The following is a 19,262-nucleotide window of genomic DNA, read 5'->3' as shown; positions in this document are numbered from 1 at the left end:
TTTAATATGTATTTTATTGATCTCTCAGCGCATGGATAATTCCTGTGATAGTATGAGGATTTCCTAGAAAGTCTTCGTAATCACCACTAAAATTAATGTCGATATACTCACCGACTTCACCAAGCGTATTAAGGTTATAAATTACATTGTTATTTTCATTAGACATAAAAAAGCATTCAATGAGATTGAAACCAGTGTCATTAGGGTCATTCCAATCATAATGATCGTAAGTGCCTAGGTAAGGAGATTCGTTTAATCTGCTATCTAAATAAAAGCAGAGATTATTATCAATGTCACTAAAGCCTTGGATTTGAATAGAAGGGCCATTAATATTAGGGCTGTTTTCTGTAAAAGTAGCATAGATGTTATCAAGTATTAACACATTGTCATCGTTATCGAGGGTAAACTGTATAAATTCACTTACTGTATTACAAGCTGAGATAGTTCCAATATCTGTTAATGGCGTTGTAAAAGTATAGTTAATACTATCTGTTGCTTGAAGATTTGCGTAATCAACTCCTTTAATTTGAAAGCTATTATTCTCTTGACATCTAATCAAATTAAACTCAAAACTACCGTCATTAACTGCTTCACTTAAACTTTGTTCACCATATATAAGTTGGACATAACCTTCAGTAACAGGATCGCCACTGCAAGTATTAAATTGACCAAAAACTGTTTCATAGATAATCTCAGGTGTATCAGGTATAATAACATTAATGCTACTGTCTTGAGTGAAAGGCCCAATACTCTGTGAGTATATCGAGTTATCACCGCAAATGTCGAAGCTATAAATGTTTAGTTCTAGAGATTCACCACTAGGTACTAAACCACATACTTGGCCATTAGCATTAGTACTTCCATCTGTAGTTCCAAAGTTACTACTTGAAATTGTCGTATATAAACTTGAAATAAGATCTCCAGATTCATTAGTTACTGTAATACAGAGATTTACTGCTTCAGCAGGAATGTCGCAATTCCAAAAGCTAAAATGTGTTACAGTACCAACATAGCTATTACCAACTAAGTTAGCTTGCCCTTCTTCTTTCCAATAACCATTTACTTCATCAAAAGACCAAAGTGGAATGGTAGAAGGCGCATTAGCCACCAAACTTGGATCTAAAGGGACTGTGATTTCGGCTTCAGAACCATCAGCTAAGTTGAGGTCTTCACCACCAGCTCCTCTAAGCTCTATGGCTAACATTCCAAAAGTTTGCAGCATACGTTCTTCATTATTGCTGTTCGCAGCATATAGCATGCCTGGCATTTGGGACTGCATATCTTCATCTATAGGGTCAAGGAAATGCATAATTACATCTACATTGCCTTCATAGCTTGTGCCATCATCTTTCGTATAATCTCCTTCTAAAGCTACTGAAGCACCATTGCCCATGCTTATTGTTTCTGAAGTGCCACTAGACGTAGTGCCAACAACAGTTTCCTCTAAAAGCATAATGGTTACTTTATTGGTGCCTTCACTTGGTACGACAGCTCTAGATCCGTGAATATATCCATCTTTTTCAGCTCTTATATAAGCAAAACGCTCATTAACTGTCGCATTGTTGATGATGAAGACACCATCAACGTTTGTCATCGCAGAATTGCTACCTATACTAATGGTAACCCCTTCTATAGGATTTTTATTTTTGTCAATAACAGTACCTAGAAAGGGTCTGGAAATTTCGTTGCCGAAGTTCTGTGAGAACGCTTCAGTGTTTTGATTATTCCCTCCGTTATTAGTGTTTGAAGGGCTGTCATCGTTATCGCAGCCTATTAATAACAGAAAAAATAGAGCAATAAAAAGCGATTGGGTTGATCTTTTTTGCATAACATAGTTTTTACGGTTGTCAAGAATATAACAGTCAGAAAATAAAAAATCCTAGGTGTTAATCAAAATATTTTACTGATCCCTAATTACATGAATTAATCCACTGGCAATTGCAGGACTCCCTGGGATTCCACTATCGTAAGTTGCTGTAAAACTTATATCAATATACTCGCCTACACTTCCTATGTGATTAACATTAAATGTACCCTCTAGTGGAAGAGAATACATTTGTGAAGTACTTTCAGAAATAGGGACGGTAATAGTCATGCTAAAACCAATGGCATTATCATCGTTTATGTCAGCAACAGGGTAGGTTCCAATGAATGGATAAGAATTAAGAGCTCCGTTTAAGCTAAAGGAGCCATTATCTGATTCTGGTAGAATTTGAATCCAAGGACCACCATTTATAGGGCTGTTTTCATTGAAAGAAGCTGTAATGTTCATGGTTCTAATGAATGTGTCACCATCTATTGTATATTGAATAAACTCTGTCAAATCATTGCATGATTGAAGATTTCCGAGGTTTGTATCAGGAGTTGTAAACGTGAAGTTAATATCGCCACTAGTTTGTAGATTGTCAAAATCATAAGCATTAATGGAAAAAGTGTTATCGTCGACACATCTTATAATATTGATTTCAAAATTTCCATCATCAACCTCTTGATAAAAGTCTTGTTCATCATAGGTAAGGACAACATACCCGTTTTCTATAGATTGTCCATCGCAATCGTTAAAACTACCGACTACAGCTTCAGTGATTAGATCGTCTAATTGTAAAGAATTGACTAGTATTTCAGAATCGCTAGAAAAAGGGCCAATACTACCCGAAAATACTTCTGTAGTATCACATATGGTCGTGAATAAGCTTAAATCTAGTGTTTCGTTTGCAGGAACCAAACCACAGACCTCTCCGGAAGCATTGCTATAGCCACTAGTGGAACCATAATTAGTGCTAGTTATTATAGCTTTTAAATTATTCACAAGATTGTCATTAACATCTTGAACTGTAATACATAAGTTCACCGCTTCAGCTGGGATATCACAATTCCAAAAGCTAAAATGTGTTACAGTACCAACATAGCTATTATCAACTAAATTAGCTTGCCCTTCTTCTTTCCAGTAGCCATTTACTTCATCAAAAGACCAAAGTGGAATGGTAGAAGGCGCATTAGCCACCAAACTTGGATCTAAAGGGACTGTGATTTCGGCTTCAGAACCATCAGCTAAGTTGAGGTCTTCACCACCAGCTCCTCTAAGCTCTATGGCTAACATTCCAAAAGTTTGCAGCATACGTTCTTCATTATTGCTGTTCGCAGCATATAGCATGCCTGGCATTTGGGACTGCATATCTTCATCTATAGGGTCAAGGAAATGCATAATTACATCTACATTGCCTTCATAGCTTGTGCCATCATCTTTCGTATAATCTCCTTCTAAAGCTACTGAAGCACCATTGCCCATGCTTATTGTTTCTGAAGTGCCACTAGACGTAGTGCCAACAACAGTTTCCTCTAAAAGCATAATGGTTACTTTATTGGTGCCTTCACTTGGTACGACAGCTCTAGATCCGTGAATATATCCATCTTTTTCAGCTCTTATATAAGCAAAGCGTTCATTGATTGTTGCATTGTTGATAATGAAAACCCCGTTGATATCTGTAATTTCTATATCATTACCAATGCTAATGGTAACCCCTTCTATAGGGTTTTTGTTTTTGTCGATAACAGTACCTAAAAAGGATCTGGAAATTTCGTTGCCGAAGTTCTGTGAGAACGCTTCAGTGTTTTGATTATTCCCTCCGTTATTAGTGTTTGAAGGACTATCGTCGTTATCACAAGATACTAAAAAACATAACAAGAGAAATATAACTAAGGTTGAGTGGAAGTTTTTCATTATTGATATGGTTGCTTTCTTATGAGATGGTAAAACTCTAAAAAGGTTGCGTAAGTTTTTAAAAATAAAGTAGTTGAAACAGAAAATCCCTTGCAAATAAAGACTTGCAAGGGATTGTTTTTTATTGAAAAGGCTAGGTTATTAAAGCCCAAAAGCTTCTTTAACCTTATCTACATGGTCTAATTTCTCCCAAGTGAATAATTCTACATCCATGGTCTTAGCAGCACCATTTGGTTGTGTGAAAGTTTTTGAAACCGTCTCACTTGGTCTCCCCATATGTCCGTAAGCTGCAGTTTCGCTGTACATAGGTTGACGCAATTTTAATCTAGACTCAATTGCAGAAGGTCTCATATCAAAAATGGCGTTTACTTTCTCAGCGATTTCACCATCAGTCATGTTAAAAGGGCATGTTCCGTAAGTGTCAATGAAGATTGATGTTGGCTCTACAACACCGATGGCATAACTTACCTGTACCAAAACTTCATCACAAACACCTGCGGCAACTAAGTTTTTAGCAATATGTCTAGTAGCATAAGCTGCACTACGGTCTACTTTACTTGGATCTTTGCCTGAAAATGCACCACCACCATGAGCACCTTTTCCACCGTAAGTGTCTACAATGATTTTACGCCCAGTTAAACCAGTATCACCATGAGGTCCACCAATCACAAACTTCCCTGTAGGGTTAATGTGATATTTGATATCATCATTAAATAAGGTCTTAATGTGGTCTGGTAATTTTGAAACAACTCTAGGGATAAGAATATTTTTGATGTCTTCACGAATCTTTTCTAGCATAGCTTCATCAGAACCAAAATCGTCATGTTGTGTAGAAACCACAATAGCATCGATGCGCTGTGGTACATTATCGTCACTATACTCAATAGTCACCTGACTTTTAGAATCGGGTCTTAAGTAAGTAATATCCTTGTTTTCACGCCTAAGTGCGGCTAATTCTTTAAGTATAAGATGCGAAAGATCTAAAGCCAAAGGCATATAGTTATCAGTTTCGTTGGTGGCGTAACCAAACATCATTCCTTGATCTCCAGCACCTTGTTCTTCCTTACTAGCTCTGTCTACACCACGATTAATGTCTTCAGACTGCTCGTGGATAGCAGAAAATACACCACACGAATTTCCATCAAACATATACTCACTTTTAGTGTAACCAATTTTGTTGATGGTATCTCTTGCAATTTTTTGCACATCGAGATAAGTATTGGATTTTACTTCTCCAGCTAAAACTACTTGTCCTGTAGTTACCAAAGTTTCACAAGCGACCTTAGATTCAGGGTCAAAAGCCAAAAAATGATCAATCAACGCATCACTAATCTGGTCAGCTACTTTGTCTGGATGTCCTTCTGAAACACTTTCAGATGTAAATAAATAAGGCATAAAATTTTATTTTCTAAATAGGGGTTTTGACGAAAGACCAAAAGGAAGTTTACACTGCCTTTAGCATTTTTTATTGAGGTTGCAATCAGTCAAATTTATCCTCCAAAAATTATCATGCAAATGTAAAAAAATTAAACTTTTTGAAGTCAGAAATTAATTTTTTTGAACAGTTATTTGGTTTTTACATTTTTCTTACGCAATATTTGTACACAATAAAGTTCAAAAACTTACTGAGATGTTATCAAGAAAGGTGGAGGGAATAGACCCTGAGAAGCCTTAGCAACCCTTTGTTCTATACAAAGAAGGTGCTAAATTCTACCAATTTGTCATTTCGAGTGTAATCGAGAAATGCCAAAGGATAGATAACAAGACCCAATTACTTCCGGTAGTTGAGGTATTATTCTTTATAACATTTTTCTATTAAGTACGCTGTAACAGGCGCATTTTGACTTTTGGTTTAATTATTTATTAACTCAAAAAAATTAGAAAAATGAGTGCAACAAAAATTATTCATTCAATTCCAAGTGATCCATTAACTGGAGCAATTTCGGTACCTGTGTACCAAACGTCAACTTTTATACAAGACGCACCTGGAGTTAACAAAGGTTACGATTATGCAAGAAGCAATAATCCAACCAGAAAGGCTTTAGAAGATGTCGTAGCGCAACTCGAAGGAGGTCATTCCGCTTTCGCATTTTCAACCGGTTTAGCAGCAATCGATGCTGTATTGAAACTTCTCAAATCTGGAGACGAAATCATTGCTGTAGATGATATTTACGGAGGTGCTTACCGATTGTTTACACATGTATATGAAAAGTTAGGAATAAAAGTGCATTATGTAGATACTACAGATGCTTCTAATATTGCTAACAAAGTCAGTAGCAAAACCAAGTTGATTTGGATAGAATCCCCAACCAACCCAACTCTAAAAGTTTCAGATATTAAAACCATTAGCATCATCGCAAAAAGCGTTAATGCTTTATTGGTGGTAGATAACACCTTTGCAAGTCCAATTGCCCAAAAACCTATTGCGCTAGGTGCAGACATCATTATACATAGCGGGACAAAATATATAGGAGGTCATTCCGATTTGGTGGCTGGTCTGGTGATTACAAGTACAGAAGAACTTTCGCAGCAGCTAAAGTTTGTACAAAATGCTTCGGGTGCCGTTTTAGGACCATGGGATTGTTTTTTAACGCTACGAGGAATAGAAACACTTGATATTCGCTATAAAAAACAATGCGAAAATGCATTTACAGTAGCAGCCTTTTTGATCAACCATCCCGCTGTTGACCAAGTGTATTATCCTGGATTAGTATCTCATAAAAATCATGCTATTGCTAAACAGCAACAAAACGGATTGTTTGGAGGTGTTGTATCCTTCACATTAAAAGATGATACCCAAGATACTGCTAATGATTTTGTCACAAACACGCAGTATTTTAAGCTAGCAGAAAGCTTAGGAGGTGTTAAAAGTTTATTGTGTCACCCGCCTCAAATGACACATGCGTCTATTCCTAGAGAACGCCGATTACAAGCAGGAATCAAAGACTCTTTAATCCGCCTTTCCTGTGGCATTGAAAACGCTGAAGACCTAATTAATGATTTAAATCAGGCATTTATCACAGTAGCTGAACTTAAAAAGAAACGTTATGTCGAGTCATAAGAATATCAATATCGTAGTATTTGGCATTGGCAATGTAGGCAGCACGTTCGTACAACAGATTATTGCTGCAAAAAAGGATTTACAACAACAACAACAGTTACAAGTTAACCTAGTCGCAATTACAAATTCTCAGTACGCTTTTTTCAATGAAGATGGTGTTTCAGATGCTTGGGAAGCTAATTTTAAAACAGCATCGTTTCCATATCAAGTTTCCGATATCATTAAGTATGTAAACGCGCAACGCTATGAAAACTTAATTGCTATAGATGCAACAGCTAGTGAGGACTTAGTGAGATATTACATTCCACTGATCCAGAATGGATTTCATATTGTGTCTGCAAATAAGATCGCAAACACCTTGCATTATGAGTTTTATAAAGAGTTGCGTCAAGCTTTGAAAAAGTATAATAAAGAATTTCTATATGAAACCAATGTAGGTGCAGGATTGCCAATTATTGACACCATAAAAAATCTTTATCTATCTGGAGACAAAATCCAAAAGATAAGAGGTGTCTTTTCAGGTTCCTTGAGCTATATATTCAATGCGTTTTCAAGTGAGGACTTACCGTTTTCAAAAGTGCTTAATAATGCGTCTAAAATTGGATTAACAGAACCAGATGCTAGAGAGGACTTATCAGGAAAGGATGTCGCAAGAAAGCTATTGATTTTAGCCAGAGAATTAAATATTGAAAGTGAGTTCAATGATGTTGAAGTACAATCATTAGTGCCAAAAAAACTCAACGGAAAAACAACTCTGCATCAATTCAATACAAGGAAGCGAGAGTTGGACGAACCATTTTTATTATTAAAGAAGAGCATCAAGAATAACCGCGTATTGCGTTACGTAGCTGAGCTAGATACCCAAACCAAAAAAATGGAAGTGAAGCTTACTACAGTAGACAAGTTTTCGGCTTTGGGACAGTTGAAAGATGCAGATTCAATTTTCGAAGTTTACACAGAATCGTACGGCAATACCCCTTTGATTATTCAAGGCGCAGGCGCAGGGAAATCTGTAACAGCTAGAGGGTTATTTGCTGATGTATTAAAAGTATCACATAGTCTAAATTAAATATGAACACGATATATAAAGACATAGAAAAACGCATTTTAGTATTGGATGGAGCCATGGGAACCATGCTGCAGCAGTACAATTTTTCTGAAGAAGATTTTCGAGGTGAACGCTTTAAGGATTTCCCAATTCCATTAAAAGGGAACAATGACCTGCTATCCATTACGCAACCCGAAGCCATCAAAGAGGTGCATAGAAAATATCTTGAAGCTGGTGCAGACATTATTGAAACCAATACGTTTTCAGGAACAACCATAGCAATGGCCGATTACGAAATGGAAGAATTGGTCTATGAACTTAATTACGAATCCGCAAAGATTGCTAAAGAAGTCGTAAACGAATTCAAAATTAAAACCCCAGAAAAACCCAGATATGTTGCAGGAAGTATTGGTCCAACTAATAAAACAGCAAGTCTATCACCAGATGTCAATAGACCAGAATATAGAGCCATAACTTTTGAAGCGCTAAAAGAAGCCTATAAACTTCAGGTTGAAGCATTATTAGATGGAGGTGTGGATATACTATTGGTTGAAACTATTTTCGATACCCTAAATGCCAAGGCTGCATTATTTGCTATTGAAGATGTGAAAGATGAGAGAAATATTGATGTGCCAGTAATGGTTTCAGGCACCATAACTGATGCTTCTGGGAGAACGTTATCTGGACAAACCGTAGAAGCGTTTCTGATTTCAATATCACATATTCCATTATTATCTGTTGGGTTTAACTGCGCGCTAGGAGCAGAGCAATTGCATCCTTACCTTAAACGTTTGGCGAGAGGAACAGAGTTTTTTACTTCAGCACACCCTAATGCTGGCTTACCCAATGCTTTTGGAGAATATGATCAGTCGCCAAAAGCTATGCAAGCACTTATTGAAGATTATTTAAAAGATGGCTTAATAAATATTATTGGAGGTTGTTGTGGTACCAGTCCAGAACATATCAGAGCCATAGCAGAAGTTGCAGAAAAATATAAGCCAAGAAAAATTGCCAATACAAGCTTAATTGAAAACTGAATCTATGAGTGAACACAGAACTAAATACCTGAAATTAAGTGGACTCGAGCCTTTGGTAATAACACCAGAGAGTAATTTTATTAATGTTGGAGAACGAACCAATGTTACGGGCTCTCGTAAGTTCTTACGTCTTATAAAGGAAGAGAATTATGAAGAAGCCATAGAGGTCGCTAGAGATCAGGTTGAAGGTGGAGCACAGATATTGGATGTAAACATGGATGAAGGAATGCTCGATGGTGTAAAAGCCATGACTACCTTTTTGAATCTTATTGCATCAGAACCAGATATTGCTCGTATTCCGATCATGATAGATAGTTCTAAGTGGGAAATCATTGAAGCAGGTTTGCAAGTCGCACAAGGGAAATGTGTTGTGAATTCCATTTCCCTAAAAGAAGGTGAAGATGAATTTATTCGACAGGCAAAGCTTATAAGACGCTATGGTGCGGCCACGATAGTTATGGCTTTTGATGAGTTAGGGCAGGCAGATACTTATGAACGTCGTATAGAGATATGTAAACGTTCTTATGATGTATTAATTAATAAGGTAGGATTTTCACCAGAAGATATCATTTTTGATCCTAATATCTTCCCTGTCGCTACAGGTATGGAAGAACATCGTAAAAATGCAGTAGACTTTTTTAAAGCGACTAAATGGATACGAGAAAACCTTCCACACGCAAATGTTTCAGGAGGTGTGAGTAATGTGTCGTTTTCATTTAGAGGAAACAATGCAGTTAGAGAAGCGATGCATTCAGCATTTTTATATCATGCCATTCAGCATGGTATGAATATGGGAATCGTCAACCCAACGATGTTAGAAGTGTACGATGATATTCCAAAGGATTTATTGGAGCATGTAGAAGATGTATTATTAGATAGACGAGACGATGCAACCGAACGTTTATTGGAATTTGCTGAAACCATAAATGCTAAAAAGCAAACCAAGGAAAAAGTTTTGGAATGGCGTTCGCTAGACTTACAAGAGCGAATCACACATAGCCTTGTAAAAGGAATAGACACCTTTATAGAAGCAGATGTCGAAGCTGCAAGACAATCAGTTACAAAACCTATTGAAGTCATCGAAGGACATCTTATGAACGGGATGAATGTCGTTGGCGATTTATTTGGAAGCGGAAAAATGTTCTTACCACAAGTCGTGAAATCTGCAAGGGTCATGAAAAAAGCAGTAGCTTATCTGCAACCATTTATTGAAGCTGAAAAAGATGGCACAGCACAGAGTGCAGGTAAAATACTAATGGCAACAGTAAAAGGCGATGTGCACGATATCGGGAAAAATATTGTATCTGTAGTTTTGGGTTGCAATAATTATGAGATTGTGGACTTAGGCGTCATGGTACCTCCAGAAAAAATCATTGAAGCAGCAAAAAAAGAAGGTGTTGATGTTATAGGGCTTAGTGGCTTAATCACGCCTTCACTGGACGAAATGGTGTATCTAGCAAAAGAGATGGATAAACAACAGATGGATATTCCATTATTAATTGGAGGTGCTACAACGTCTCGCGCACATACTGCGGTTAAAATAGCTCCAAAGTATCAGAATACAGTGGTACATGTAAATGATGCATCAAGAGCAGTAACAGTTGTTGGTAATTTACTTCAAGAAAACAATAAGGTTTTTAAAACTCAATTGAGACAGGAGTATGATAAGTTTAGAGAGCAATTTTTAAGCAGAAGTAAGCAAAAAGAATATCGATCCATTGAAGAAGCTAGAAAGCGAAAGTTCAATATCGATTGGAATACTACAGAAATTGTAAAACCAAACCAATTAGGTGTTCAAGTTATTGAAGACTTTGAATTATCTAATCTGGTAAACTATATAGATTGGAGTCCATTTTTCCGATCATGGGATTTGCACGGCAAGTTCCCCGACATTTTGAAAGATAACATCGTTGGGCAACAAGCTTCAGAATTATATGAAGACGCGAAAGAACTGCTTCAAGAGATATTAGATAAAAAATTGTTTAAAGGAAGAGCTGTTTTTGGTTTGTTTCCTGCCAATAGTAATGATGATGATATAGAAGTTTATGACGAAAAAGGAGGGCTGCAAAATACCTTCTTAACACTAAGGCAACAATTAAAGAAAAGGGAAGGCGTCCCAAATTTTGCATTAGCGGATTTTATTGCACCAAAAACATCAGAAAAAGAAGATTACATAGGATGCTTTTGTGTGTCTGCTGGCTTCGGAACAGATGAATTAGCAAAGGAATATGAAGCTAATAATGATGATTATAATTCAATTATGGTTAAAGCTTTAGCAGACCGTTTAGCAGAAGCGTTTGCAGAATACTTGCACGAACAAGTCAGAGTAAAACATTGGGGTTATGCCTCAAAAGAACGCTTATCTAACGAAGAACTAATCAAGGAAGAATACAAAGGGATTCGACCAGCTCCTGGCTATCCTGCTTGCCCAGACCATTTAGAGAAAAATACCATTTGGGAATTGCTCAATGTAGAAGAGGCAATTGGTGTAAAGTTGACCGAAAGTCTGGCGATGTGGCCTGCTGCGAGCGTGTCTGGATATTATTTTGCTAATGCTGAAGCGAAATACTTTGGACTAGGAAAAATCACAGAAGACCAATTAAACGACTATGCATCGCGAAGAGACATCACAATAGAAGAAGCCAAAAAATGGCTAAACCCTAACCTAATAGAAACATAACAATTATTTATAAGAAAAATCACTGATAACGCATCTTAAAGCTGGAAATTAGACTGTGAAAAATCAACAGAAAATGAAAAAATACAAATTAGAAATAAAGTTTGTTTTGCAGATTATTGTTCTAGCCACACTAGCATTGACAGCAGCTTATATCATGGCAAAATAAATTTTATGAAAGTAACAGAACATATCAAAAAGGCTAATGGCAAAACGATGTTTTCCTTTGAAATATTACCACCACTCAAAGGAGAGCATATCGATTCTATATTTAATAACATAGACCCTTTAATGGAATTTAAACCTCCTTTTATTGATGTCACGTATCATAGGGAAGAATATGTTTATAAAGAACTAGAAAATGGCCTATTAAAAAAACAAGTCGTTAAGAAGAGACCTGGTACAGTAGGTATTTGTGCGGCGATTCAGAATAAATATGGAGTTGATGCTATTCCTCATATTTTGTGTGGAGGATTTACCAAAGAAGACACCGAAAATTTTCTAATTGATCTAGATTTTTTAGGCATAGATAATGTAATGGCCTTACGAGGTGACCCTGTAAAAAGTGAAGCCTATTTTACACCAGAAAAAGAAGGACATGCCTATGCAAGCGAATTGGTGTCACAAATAAGCGCATTAAATAATGGAAATTATTTAGAAGAAGAACTTCAAAATACATCAGCAACCAATTTTTGTATAGGTGTCGCTGGCTATCCTGAAAAACATATTGAGGCACCAAGTTTTGATAGTGATATTCATTTTTTGAAAAAGAAAATTAAAGAAGGTGCAGATTATATTGTTACGCAAATGTTTTTTGACAACACGAAGTATTTCGAATTTGTAGACAAGTGCCGAAAAGAAAATATTACAGTGCCAATCATTCCAGGGTTGAAACCTATAGCTACAAAAAAACAACTCAACCTTATTCCATACCGATTTAAAGTAGATTTACCAGATGATTTAATTATGAGTATTGTAAAATGCAAAGACAACAAAGAAGTTAGAGAAGTAGGCATAGAATGGTGTATTGCACAAAGCAAAGAGCTTATTAAACAAGGTGTTCCGTTGCTACATTATTACTCCATGGGGAAGTCGGATAATATCAAAGCGGTTGCTTCAAATGTATTTTGATTTCTATATCAAAAAATGCTTGAGAAATAGTATTTTTGCAAAAAATTAGAATGGCAGTTTTGCCATACCCCTCATTATGAAAACATCATCATTAGCAGAAGGCTTAAAAGGCTCTGAAATCATTAAAATTGCTGGAGAAGTAAATGCCCTAAAAGCACAAGGAGAAACCATCTACAATCAAACGATTGGAGATTTCGATCCAAGTATTTTTCCAATTCCAAATGCATTAAAATCACAAATTTTAGAAGCGTATGAGTCTAATCATACCAACTATCCTGCGGCAAATGGTATGCAAGAATTGCGAAATACAGTATCTAGCTACCTGTCGCAACGCTTGGGATTGGATTATGAAGCTGATGAGATTTTGATTTCAGGAGGTGCTAGGCCTTTAATTTATGCCATTTATCAAACCGTTTTGGATGTTAATGACAGTGTGCTGTATCCAGTTCCATCATGGAATAATGACGCTTACACCTATTTAGCTAGAAACAATGCTGTTGTAGTTGAGACCAAACCAGAGCATAAGTTTATGCCAACAGCAGAGGATATCGCTCCACATGTTCAGGATATTAGTTTATTAGCCTTATGCTCTCCACTAAACCCAACAGGAACTACCTTTAGTAAACAAGCGCTTTTAGACATTTGCAATCTTGTTGTTGCTGAAAATAATAGAAGAAACGCATTAGGTATTAAGCCTCTATATGTGCTTTACGATCAGATTTATTGGCAGCTCACTTATGGTGAAACTGTGCATTATAATCCGGTTGAATTAGTTTCAGAAATGCGCGATTATACCATTTTTGTTGATGGTATTTCAAAAGCATTTGCGTCAACAGGAGTACGAGTAGGTTGGGCTTTTGGACCAAAGCATGTTATTGCAAAAATGAAAGCTATGTTGAGCCATATTGGTGCTTGGTCACCTAAGGCAGAACAAATTGCGACTGCTAATTATCTTGGACAAGACGAAGAAGTTTCAGAATATCTTGGTTGGATTAAATCAGAATTGAGTGATCGCTTAGTTACATTTTACGAGGGCTTTCAACAATTAAAGAGCAAAGGCTTTTCAGTAGATGCTATCGAGCCAGAAGCCGCGTTGTATCTTACAGTTCAATTCGATTTAGTTGGAAAAACAACACCTCAAGGAAACGTTTTATCAGATATAAAAGAAGTCACTTCATACCTTCTCAAAGAAGCGAAGCTGGCAGTAGTCCCATTCTATGCGTTTGGAGCTTCAACGAGTTCTAATTGGTTTAGATTATCCGTAGGAACTGCTAAAAAAGAAGACATCGCAACGATTTTTGAACTGTTAGAAAGTGCTTTACAAAGACTAAGTTAATTCAGATTTCAATTATTCTTTTACCTTTGGCATCATTCCAAAAACTGCGATGAAGGTAAAGCTACTTTTTGCATTTGTATTTGCGACTCTGATAGGATACGCTCAAGAAGAAAAATCTTCACGTTCGTATCTCGATCTCAATTATTTCAAAGGGAATATCGCATTGCATAATGATGACATTCTTCATCTCATACAAGGACATCCTGAAGGCTTCATATTAAGTTGGAATCAAAAAACATTTGGCGAAGAAGATTGGCAGCAACGCTACAACTATCCCGATTATGGAGTGTCGTTTAGCTATCAAAACCTCAAAAATAGTGTGCTAGGGAACAATTATGGACTCTACGCACATTTCAACTTCTATTTTTTCAAGCGTAACCTCATGATGCGCATTGGGCAAGGACTAGCTTACACAACCAATCCTTATGACAAAGAGGAGAACTTCAAAAACATTGCCTTTGGTTCAAAATTTCTAAGCAGCACCTTTCTGATGCTCAATTATAAGAAAGAACGCATCATTGATAACTTCGGAATACAAGCAGGATTATCATTAATCCATTATTCCAATGCAAATGTGAAAGCACCAAATACCAGTGTCAATTCTATTACATTTAATGTAGGACTCAACTATAATTTTGAAGATGAAGACCTAGAATATATCGATACCTTAACGGACGAAAAGTATACTGAGCCAATACGATACAATGTTGTCTTTAGAAGTGGAATCAATGAGAGTGATATTATTGACAGTGGGCAGTTTCCGTTTTATATAGTGTCAGCTTATGCAGATAAGCGATTGAGTCATAAAAGTGCAATTCAGTTAGGTGCAGAGGTATTCTTTTCTAACTTTCTAAAGGAACTGATTAGGTTTAAATCTATTGCCTTTCCCGAAGAAAATATATCAGGAGATGAAGACTTTAAACGTGTAGGCGTTTTTGCAGGACACGAGCTATTTATTAATAAGTTTTCTGTATTAACACAGTTAGGATACTATGTCTATTATCCTTATGATTTTGAAGGGAGGACGTACTTTAGAGTTGGGCTAAAACGCTATTTCGGAAAGAAATGGTTTGGGGCTATGACTTTAAAATCTCATGGTGCTAAAGCTGAAGCAGTAGAATTTGGAGTTGGAATTAGATTATAAATAAAATGTCATTCTGCACGAACATTGAGCGAAGTCGAAGTACGATGCAGAATCTATTATGAAGAAAGGTTTATACATATTAGTAATTACACTATTTTTTGCTTGCAGCAGCGAAAATGCTAACGATTGCATTCAAGCATCTGGCGATATTGTTCAAGAGCGGGTTGATGTCTCTGCGTTCTCCAGGATTTTGGTGAATAGAGGTGTAGAGCTAATCCTCAAACAAGACACTGATTTTTCTGTAGTTATTGAAGCCGGCGAAAACCTTATTAGCGACGTGTCTGCAAGAGTTTCTGGTAATCAGTTGATATTAACCGACGATAATACGTGCAACTATGTAAGAGATTATGTTTCTACAAAAGTATATGTGTCTGCTCCAGATATTACTGAAATTAGAAGCTCAACACAATACGAGATTCGATCCGATGGCGTTCTTAATTTTACAAGCTTAAGTCTGCTGTCAGAAGACTTTAATGCACCAGGTAGTTATACAACAGGAGATTTTAGATTATCTGTTAATCTTGAAGAGTTGCGAGTTGTTACAAACAACCTATCTAGTCAATATATTGATGGTGCTACGGAAACATTACATATCTTCTTCGCTTCAGGTTCGGGACGGTTTGAAGGTGCAGAACTGATTGCTGAAGAGGTAATTATAGACCATCGCGGGAGCAATGATATGATTGTAAACCCACAACAATCCCTAACAGGAATTCTAAGAGGTACAGGAGACCTTATATCTGTAAATCAACCTGCTGTTGTCGATATCGATCAACAGTATACAGGGAAACTTATTTTTCAATAGAAGGGGAGTCAAAAATTATTACTAATATGATTACTATGAGAAAAAAACCAAGTCGCGTATTCCATTCTTCCTTTAAAATATCCTTATAGCTTTTTTTTCCTAAATAGAAGCACCATTTCAAACTCGCGCCTATTAACTTAAAGATGCCTGGTAAAATTTCCGCCATAATTAAATATAATTATTAACTCGTCAGATCCCTAAACAAACTCTCCAAGCTAGCATTCTTTTGATTAAGTTGAAGAATCTTCAGCTCGTTGTCATGCGCAAAGTCAAACACATGAGAACGCATGTCTTCATCTGTAGAAAATGTAATCTCGTAAATAAAATCTTGAGTGTTCTTTACAGATTTCACTTTAGGAAGCTTCAATAAGAAAGCATCCTCAACACGATAGTCAAACTCCACGATAACAACCTGTTCTTGTCCCTGTCTCAGGTCAGAAAGTGTTTTGTCGGCAACAATTTCACCTTTATTGATTATGATGACACGATCGCACATGGCTTCTACCTCTTGCATGATGTGCGTCGATAAAAACACGGTTTTCTCTTTGCCAATTGTCTTTATAAGATTACGAATATCGACCAATTGATTCGGGTCAAGACCAGTAGTAGGTTCATCTAGGATAAGAACTTCAGGATCGTGTAATAAAGCATTGGCTAAACCAACACGTTGTCTATATCCTTTAGACAATTGACCAATCTTTTTATGCGCTTCAGGAGTTAGACCAGTGAGTTCAATAATATCCTCGATACGAGATTTTTCAACCTTATAGACATTGGCATTAAACTGAAGATATTCTCTAACGTACATATCCAAGTACAATGGATTATGTTCAGGCAAATACCCAACACTCTGTTGTACTTCCTTCTTTTTTGAAACCACATCAAAACCATTTACCGAAGCGCTACCATCAGAAGCATTGAGGTAAGTCGTTAAAATCTTCATCATGGTCGATTTTCCGGCGCCATTTGGACCAAGAAAACCAACAATTTCAGGATTACTAACTTTAAACGATACATCATTCAGAGCCTTCTGCTCTCCATAAGTTTTGGTAATGTTAGAGACGTCTATAGACATAAAAAATTCACTTTGTCGTAAAAATAAGTATTAAATCAACGAACTAAACAAAAAATTGTTCTCTAACATTTTGATTTTTTAATTAATTAGTTACTTTAGCCATAACAAAAACGAAAACATGACATTAGCTCACACATATTATAACTGGTTTTATTTCTTTAGTAGAGAAACGAGACCGTGTATGTGCTAGTTAAGTATATAATATTGATGAAGGTCTCGGTTTTAAATCGGGACTTTTTTTTTGATTACAATTACATGATTAATTCAGTAGCAATACAAGGCGTAAAAGGATCATTTCATCACATAGTTTCTAAGGCTTACTTTGGAAACAATATTGAGGTAAAGGAATGCTTGTCTTTCGATAAAGCGGTGGATAGTTTATTGCAAAAGCAAACCGACGCCGTTATTATGGCTATTGAGAATTCTATTGCAGGATCTATAATTCCTAACTATGCTTTGATTGATGATCATAACTTGCATGTCGTTGGAGAGCATTACCTTAATGTGCAACACCATTTGATGACGCTAAATGGTCAGAGCATTGAAGATGTAAAGGAAGTGTACTCGCATCCGATGGCATTGTTACAATGCAAGGAATTCTTTAAAGGACATCCGCAAATCAAGCTAATTGAAGATAAAGATACTGCCGAAGTAGCCAAGCGTATATCCGATAATCAATTGAGTGGTGTAGCTGCAATAGCTAGTGATTTGGCGGCAGAGATTTTCAATCTCAATATATTGGCAGAAAGTATTCAGACCATAAAGCACAACGAAACACGATTTGTAATCGTAAAACGAGAAAATCACGAAATCTCTGAGTCTGAAATTAACAAAGCATCCTTAAAGTTTGAATTAGATCACAAAAGAGGAAGCTTGGCTGCTATACTAAATGTGATGAGTGATTGTAAATTGAACCTGACGAAGATTCAATCCTTACCAAAAATTAATACGCCTTGGAAGTACGCCTTTTTTGTAGATGTTACTTTTGAAGACTATAGAGATTACCAAAAAGCAATTGCAATCATGGAGATTATGGCTGTAGAAATAAAGATATTGGGAGAATATAAAAATGCTAAAAAATGATCGGTCCAGCAGATAGACTACATACCGTAAAAGAATATTACTTCTCTAAAAAATTGAGAGAGGTAGCTATCCTTAAGGCACATGGGAAACCTATCATTAACCTTGGTATAGGAAGCCCAGACCTGGAACCACCTTATAAGGTCGTTAAGGCATTGACAGAAAGCCTTACAGATCCAACAGCGCATAAGTATCAAAGCTATCAAGGCCTGCCAGAACTCAGAGAAGCCATAGCCTATTTTTATAGAGAACAATTCGAGGTGGCATTGAGTCCAGTTTCTGAAATCTTACCCTTAATGGGAAGTAAAGAAGGCATTATGCATATCTCTATGGCGTTTCTCAATGAAGGTGATAAAGTGCTGATTCCAAATCCTGGATATCCAACATACAGTTCGGTAACAAAACTGGTCGGAGCAGAACCAATGTATTACGATTTAACCGATGAGACCAATTGGTTGCCAAACCTTTCAGAACTAGAAAAGCAAGATTTGAGCAAAGTCAAGCTCATGTGGATTAGCTATCCACACATGCCAACAGGAGCAAAAGCAACACATAAATCTTATGATGATATCATAGCATTTGCCAAACGAAACGACATACTCGTTGTCAACGACAATCCGTATAGTTTTATACTCAACGATAGTCCACGAAGCATACTAAACTACAAAGATGCTAAGCAGCATTGTTTAGAATTAAACTCCCTAAGCAAGACCTTTAATATGGCAGGTTGGCGTGTTGGTATGGTTCTAGGACATTCAGATTATATCAAAGAAATTCTCAAGGTAAAAAGCAATATGGATTCTGGAATGTTCTATGGTGTTCAGAAAGGCGCTATTGAAGCGTTGCAATGTTCAGAACTTTGGTATATCAGTTTGAATAGTGTGTATCAAAAACGCCGAGAATTGGTTTGGAAACTAGCCGAAGCGTTAAACTGTACCTATAGCGAAGATGCTTCAGGATTGTTTGTTTGGGCAAAGTTGCCACCATTTACTAAAGCTGAAGAGTTTATAGATTTATTGCTGAAAGAACATTCCATTTTTATTGCACCAGGAACCATTTTTGGAAGCAATGGAGAAGGTTACATAAGAATATCATTGTGTGCAACAGTTGAAGATATAGAAGAAGCGATTGCAAGAGTAAGTTAGAA

At 36.6% G+C, this 19,262-nt stretch carries 14 protein-coding genes and 1 riboswitch; of the genes, 10 read left to right on the top strand and 4 right to left on the bottom strand.

Annotated features, from left to right (window positions below; genetic code table 11):
- Positions 1–13: 13 nt before the first annotated feature.
- The 3 genes from NCE97_RS12490 to metK all read right to left on the bottom strand — a co-directional run bounded on the left by NCE97_RS12490 (position 14) and on the right by metK (position 5,116).
- Positions 14–1,828 carry a peptidase associated/transthyretin-like domain-containing protein gene (locus NCE97_RS12490; RefSeq protein ID WP_353779608.1) on the bottom strand — a complete coding sequence of 605 codons (1,815 nt, stop codon included), beginning with the start codon at positions 1,826–1,828 and terminating at the stop codon, positions 14–16.
- A 72-nt stretch (positions 1,829–1,900) separates the two neighbouring features.
- A complete protein-coding gene (locus tag NCE97_RS12485; RefSeq protein ID WP_353779607.1) occupies positions 1,901–3,721 on the bottom strand; it encodes a peptidase associated/transthyretin-like domain-containing protein in 1,821 nt (606 codons plus the stop codon).
- A 141-nt stretch (positions 3,722–3,862) separates the two neighbouring features.
- The gene (metK, locus tag NCE97_RS12480; RefSeq protein ID WP_353779606.1) at positions 3,863–5,116 is read right to left on the bottom strand and encodes a methionine adenosyltransferase; all 1,254 of its coding nucleotides are present in this window, start codon (positions 5,114–5,116) and stop codon (positions 3,863–3,865) included.
- Between the two features lie 235 nt (positions 5,117–5,351).
- Positions 5,352–5,485: riboswitch (SAM riboswitch) on the top strand.
- 121 nt (positions 5,486–5,606) lie between these two features.
- Between metK and NCE97_RS12475 the strand changes: the two genes are divergently transcribed.
- The 8 genes from NCE97_RS12475 to NCE97_RS12440 all read left to right on the top strand — a co-directional run bounded on the left by NCE97_RS12475 (position 5,607) and on the right by NCE97_RS12440 (position 15,960).
- Positions 5,607–6,782: a trans-sulfuration enzyme family protein gene (locus tag NCE97_RS12475; protein WP_353779605.1), complete on the top strand. Its 1,176-nt coding sequence runs from the start codon at positions 5,607–5,609 to the stop codon at positions 6,780–6,782.
- A complete protein-coding gene (locus NCE97_RS12470; RefSeq protein ID WP_353779604.1) occupies positions 6,769–7,851 on the top strand; it encodes a homoserine dehydrogenase family protein in 1,083 nt (360 codons plus the stop codon). The genes NCE97_RS12475 and NCE97_RS12470 overlap by 14 nt, the downstream gene beginning before the upstream one ends.
- A 2-nt stretch (positions 7,852–7,853) precedes the next feature.
- Complete coding sequence (locus NCE97_RS12465; RefSeq protein ID WP_353779603.1) at positions 7,854–8,867, top strand: homocysteine S-methyltransferase family protein; 1,014 nt, start codon at positions 7,854–7,856, stop codon at positions 8,865–8,867.
- 4 nt (positions 8,868–8,871) lie between these two features.
- The gene (gene metH, locus NCE97_RS12460; protein ID WP_353779602.1) at positions 8,872–11,547 is read left to right on the top strand and encodes a methionine synthase; all 2,676 of its coding nucleotides are present in this window, start codon (positions 8,872–8,874) and stop codon (positions 11,545–11,547) included.
- 171 nt (positions 11,548–11,718) lie between these two features.
- Positions 11,719–12,675 (top strand): methylenetetrahydrofolate reductase [NAD(P)H], encoded by a 957-nt coding sequence (gene metF, locus NCE97_RS12455; protein WP_353779601.1) that lies wholly within the window; start codon positions 11,719–11,721, stop codon positions 12,673–12,675.
- Positions 12,676–12,751: 76 nt separating this feature from the next.
- Positions 12,752–14,011, top strand: coding sequence for a pyridoxal phosphate-dependent aminotransferase (locus NCE97_RS12450; RefSeq protein WP_353779600.1), 1,260 nt, complete (start codon positions 12,752–12,754; stop codon positions 14,009–14,011).
- Between the two features lie 49 nt (positions 14,012–14,060).
- The gene (locus tag NCE97_RS12445; protein WP_353779599.1) at positions 14,061–15,155 is read left to right on the top strand and encodes an acyloxyacyl hydrolase; all 1,095 of its coding nucleotides are present in this window, start codon (positions 14,061–14,063) and stop codon (positions 15,153–15,155) included.
- 58 nt (positions 15,156–15,213) lie between these two features.
- Complete coding sequence (locus NCE97_RS12440; protein WP_353779598.1) at positions 15,214–15,960, top strand: head GIN domain-containing protein; 747 nt, start codon at positions 15,214–15,216, stop codon at positions 15,958–15,960.
- A gap of 181 nt (positions 15,961–16,141) precedes the next feature.
- Here the strand turns inward: NCE97_RS12440 and gldA are convergent, their stop codons facing one another.
- Complete coding sequence (gene gldA / locus NCE97_RS12435; RefSeq protein ID WP_353779597.1) at positions 16,142–17,035, bottom strand: gliding motility-associated ABC transporter ATP-binding subunit GldA; 894 nt, start codon at positions 17,033–17,035, stop codon at positions 16,142–16,144.
- Between the two features lie 255 nt (positions 17,036–17,290).
- On the opposite strand from gldA, the gene NCE97_RS12430 reads away from it, so the two are divergent.
- Both NCE97_RS12430 and NCE97_RS12425 read left to right on the top strand, forming a co-directional pair.
- Positions 17,291–18,118 (top strand): prephenate dehydratase, encoded by an 828-nt coding sequence (locus NCE97_RS12430; RefSeq protein WP_353779596.1) that lies wholly within the window; start codon positions 17,291–17,293, stop codon positions 18,116–18,118.
- A complete protein-coding gene (locus tag NCE97_RS12425; RefSeq protein WP_353779595.1) occupies positions 18,115–19,260 on the top strand; it encodes a pyridoxal phosphate-dependent aminotransferase in 1,146 nt (381 codons plus the stop codon). The genes NCE97_RS12430 and NCE97_RS12425 overlap by 4 nt, the downstream gene beginning before the upstream one ends.
- Positions 19,261–19,262 lie beyond the last annotated feature (2 nt).

The sequence above is a fragment of the Winogradskyella sp. 3972H.M.0a.05 genome, from assembly GCF_040493455.1.
Classification (GTDB): domain Bacteria; phylum Bacteroidota; class Bacteroidia; order Flavobacteriales; family Flavobacteriaceae; genus Microcosmobacter.
This window is presented reverse-complemented; position numbering and strand designations above follow the sequence as displayed.

Coding starts and splice junctions, on each gene's coding strand:
- NCE97_RS12490 (WP_353779608.1), bottom strand. CDS start 1,828: ATGCAAAAAAGATCAACCCAATCGCTTTTTATTGCTCTATTTTTTCTG.
- NCE97_RS12485 (WP_353779607.1), bottom strand. CDS start 3,721: ATGAAAAACTTCCACTCAACCTTAGTTATATTTCTCTTGTTATGTTTT.
- metK (WP_353779606.1), bottom strand. CDS start 5,116: ATGCCTTATTTATTTACATCTGAAAGTGTTTCAGAAGGACATCCAGAC.
- NCE97_RS12475 (WP_353779605.1), top strand. CDS start 5,607: ATGAGTGCAACAAAAATTATTCATTCAATTCCAAGTGATCCATTAACT.
- NCE97_RS12470 (WP_353779604.1), top strand. CDS start 6,769: ATGTCGAGTCATAAGAATATCAATATCGTAGTATTTGGCATTGGCAAT.
- NCE97_RS12465 (WP_353779603.1), top strand. CDS start 7,854: ATGAACACGATATATAAAGACATAGAAAAACGCATTTTAGTATTGGAT.
- metH (WP_353779602.1), top strand. CDS start 8,872: ATGAGTGAACACAGAACTAAATACCTGAAATTAAGTGGACTCGAGCCT.
- metF (WP_353779601.1), top strand. CDS start 11,719: ATGAAAGTAACAGAACATATCAAAAAGGCTAATGGCAAAACGATGTTT.
- NCE97_RS12450 (WP_353779600.1), top strand. CDS start 12,752: ATGAAAACATCATCATTAGCAGAAGGCTTAAAAGGCTCTGAAATCATT.
- NCE97_RS12445 (WP_353779599.1), top strand. CDS start 14,061: ATGAAGGTAAAGCTACTTTTTGCATTTGTATTTGCGACTCTGATAGGA.
- NCE97_RS12440 (WP_353779598.1), top strand. CDS start 15,214: ATGAAGAAAGGTTTATACATATTAGTAATTACACTATTTTTTGCTTGC.
- gldA (WP_353779597.1), bottom strand. CDS start 17,035: ATGTCTATAGACGTCTCTAACATTACCAAAACTTATGGAGAGCAGAAG.
- NCE97_RS12430 (WP_353779596.1), top strand. CDS start 17,291: ATGATTAATTCAGTAGCAATACAAGGCGTAAAAGGATCATTTCATCAC.
- NCE97_RS12425 (WP_353779595.1), top strand. CDS start 18,115: ATGATCGGTCCAGCAGATAGACTACATACCGTAAAAGAATATTACTTC.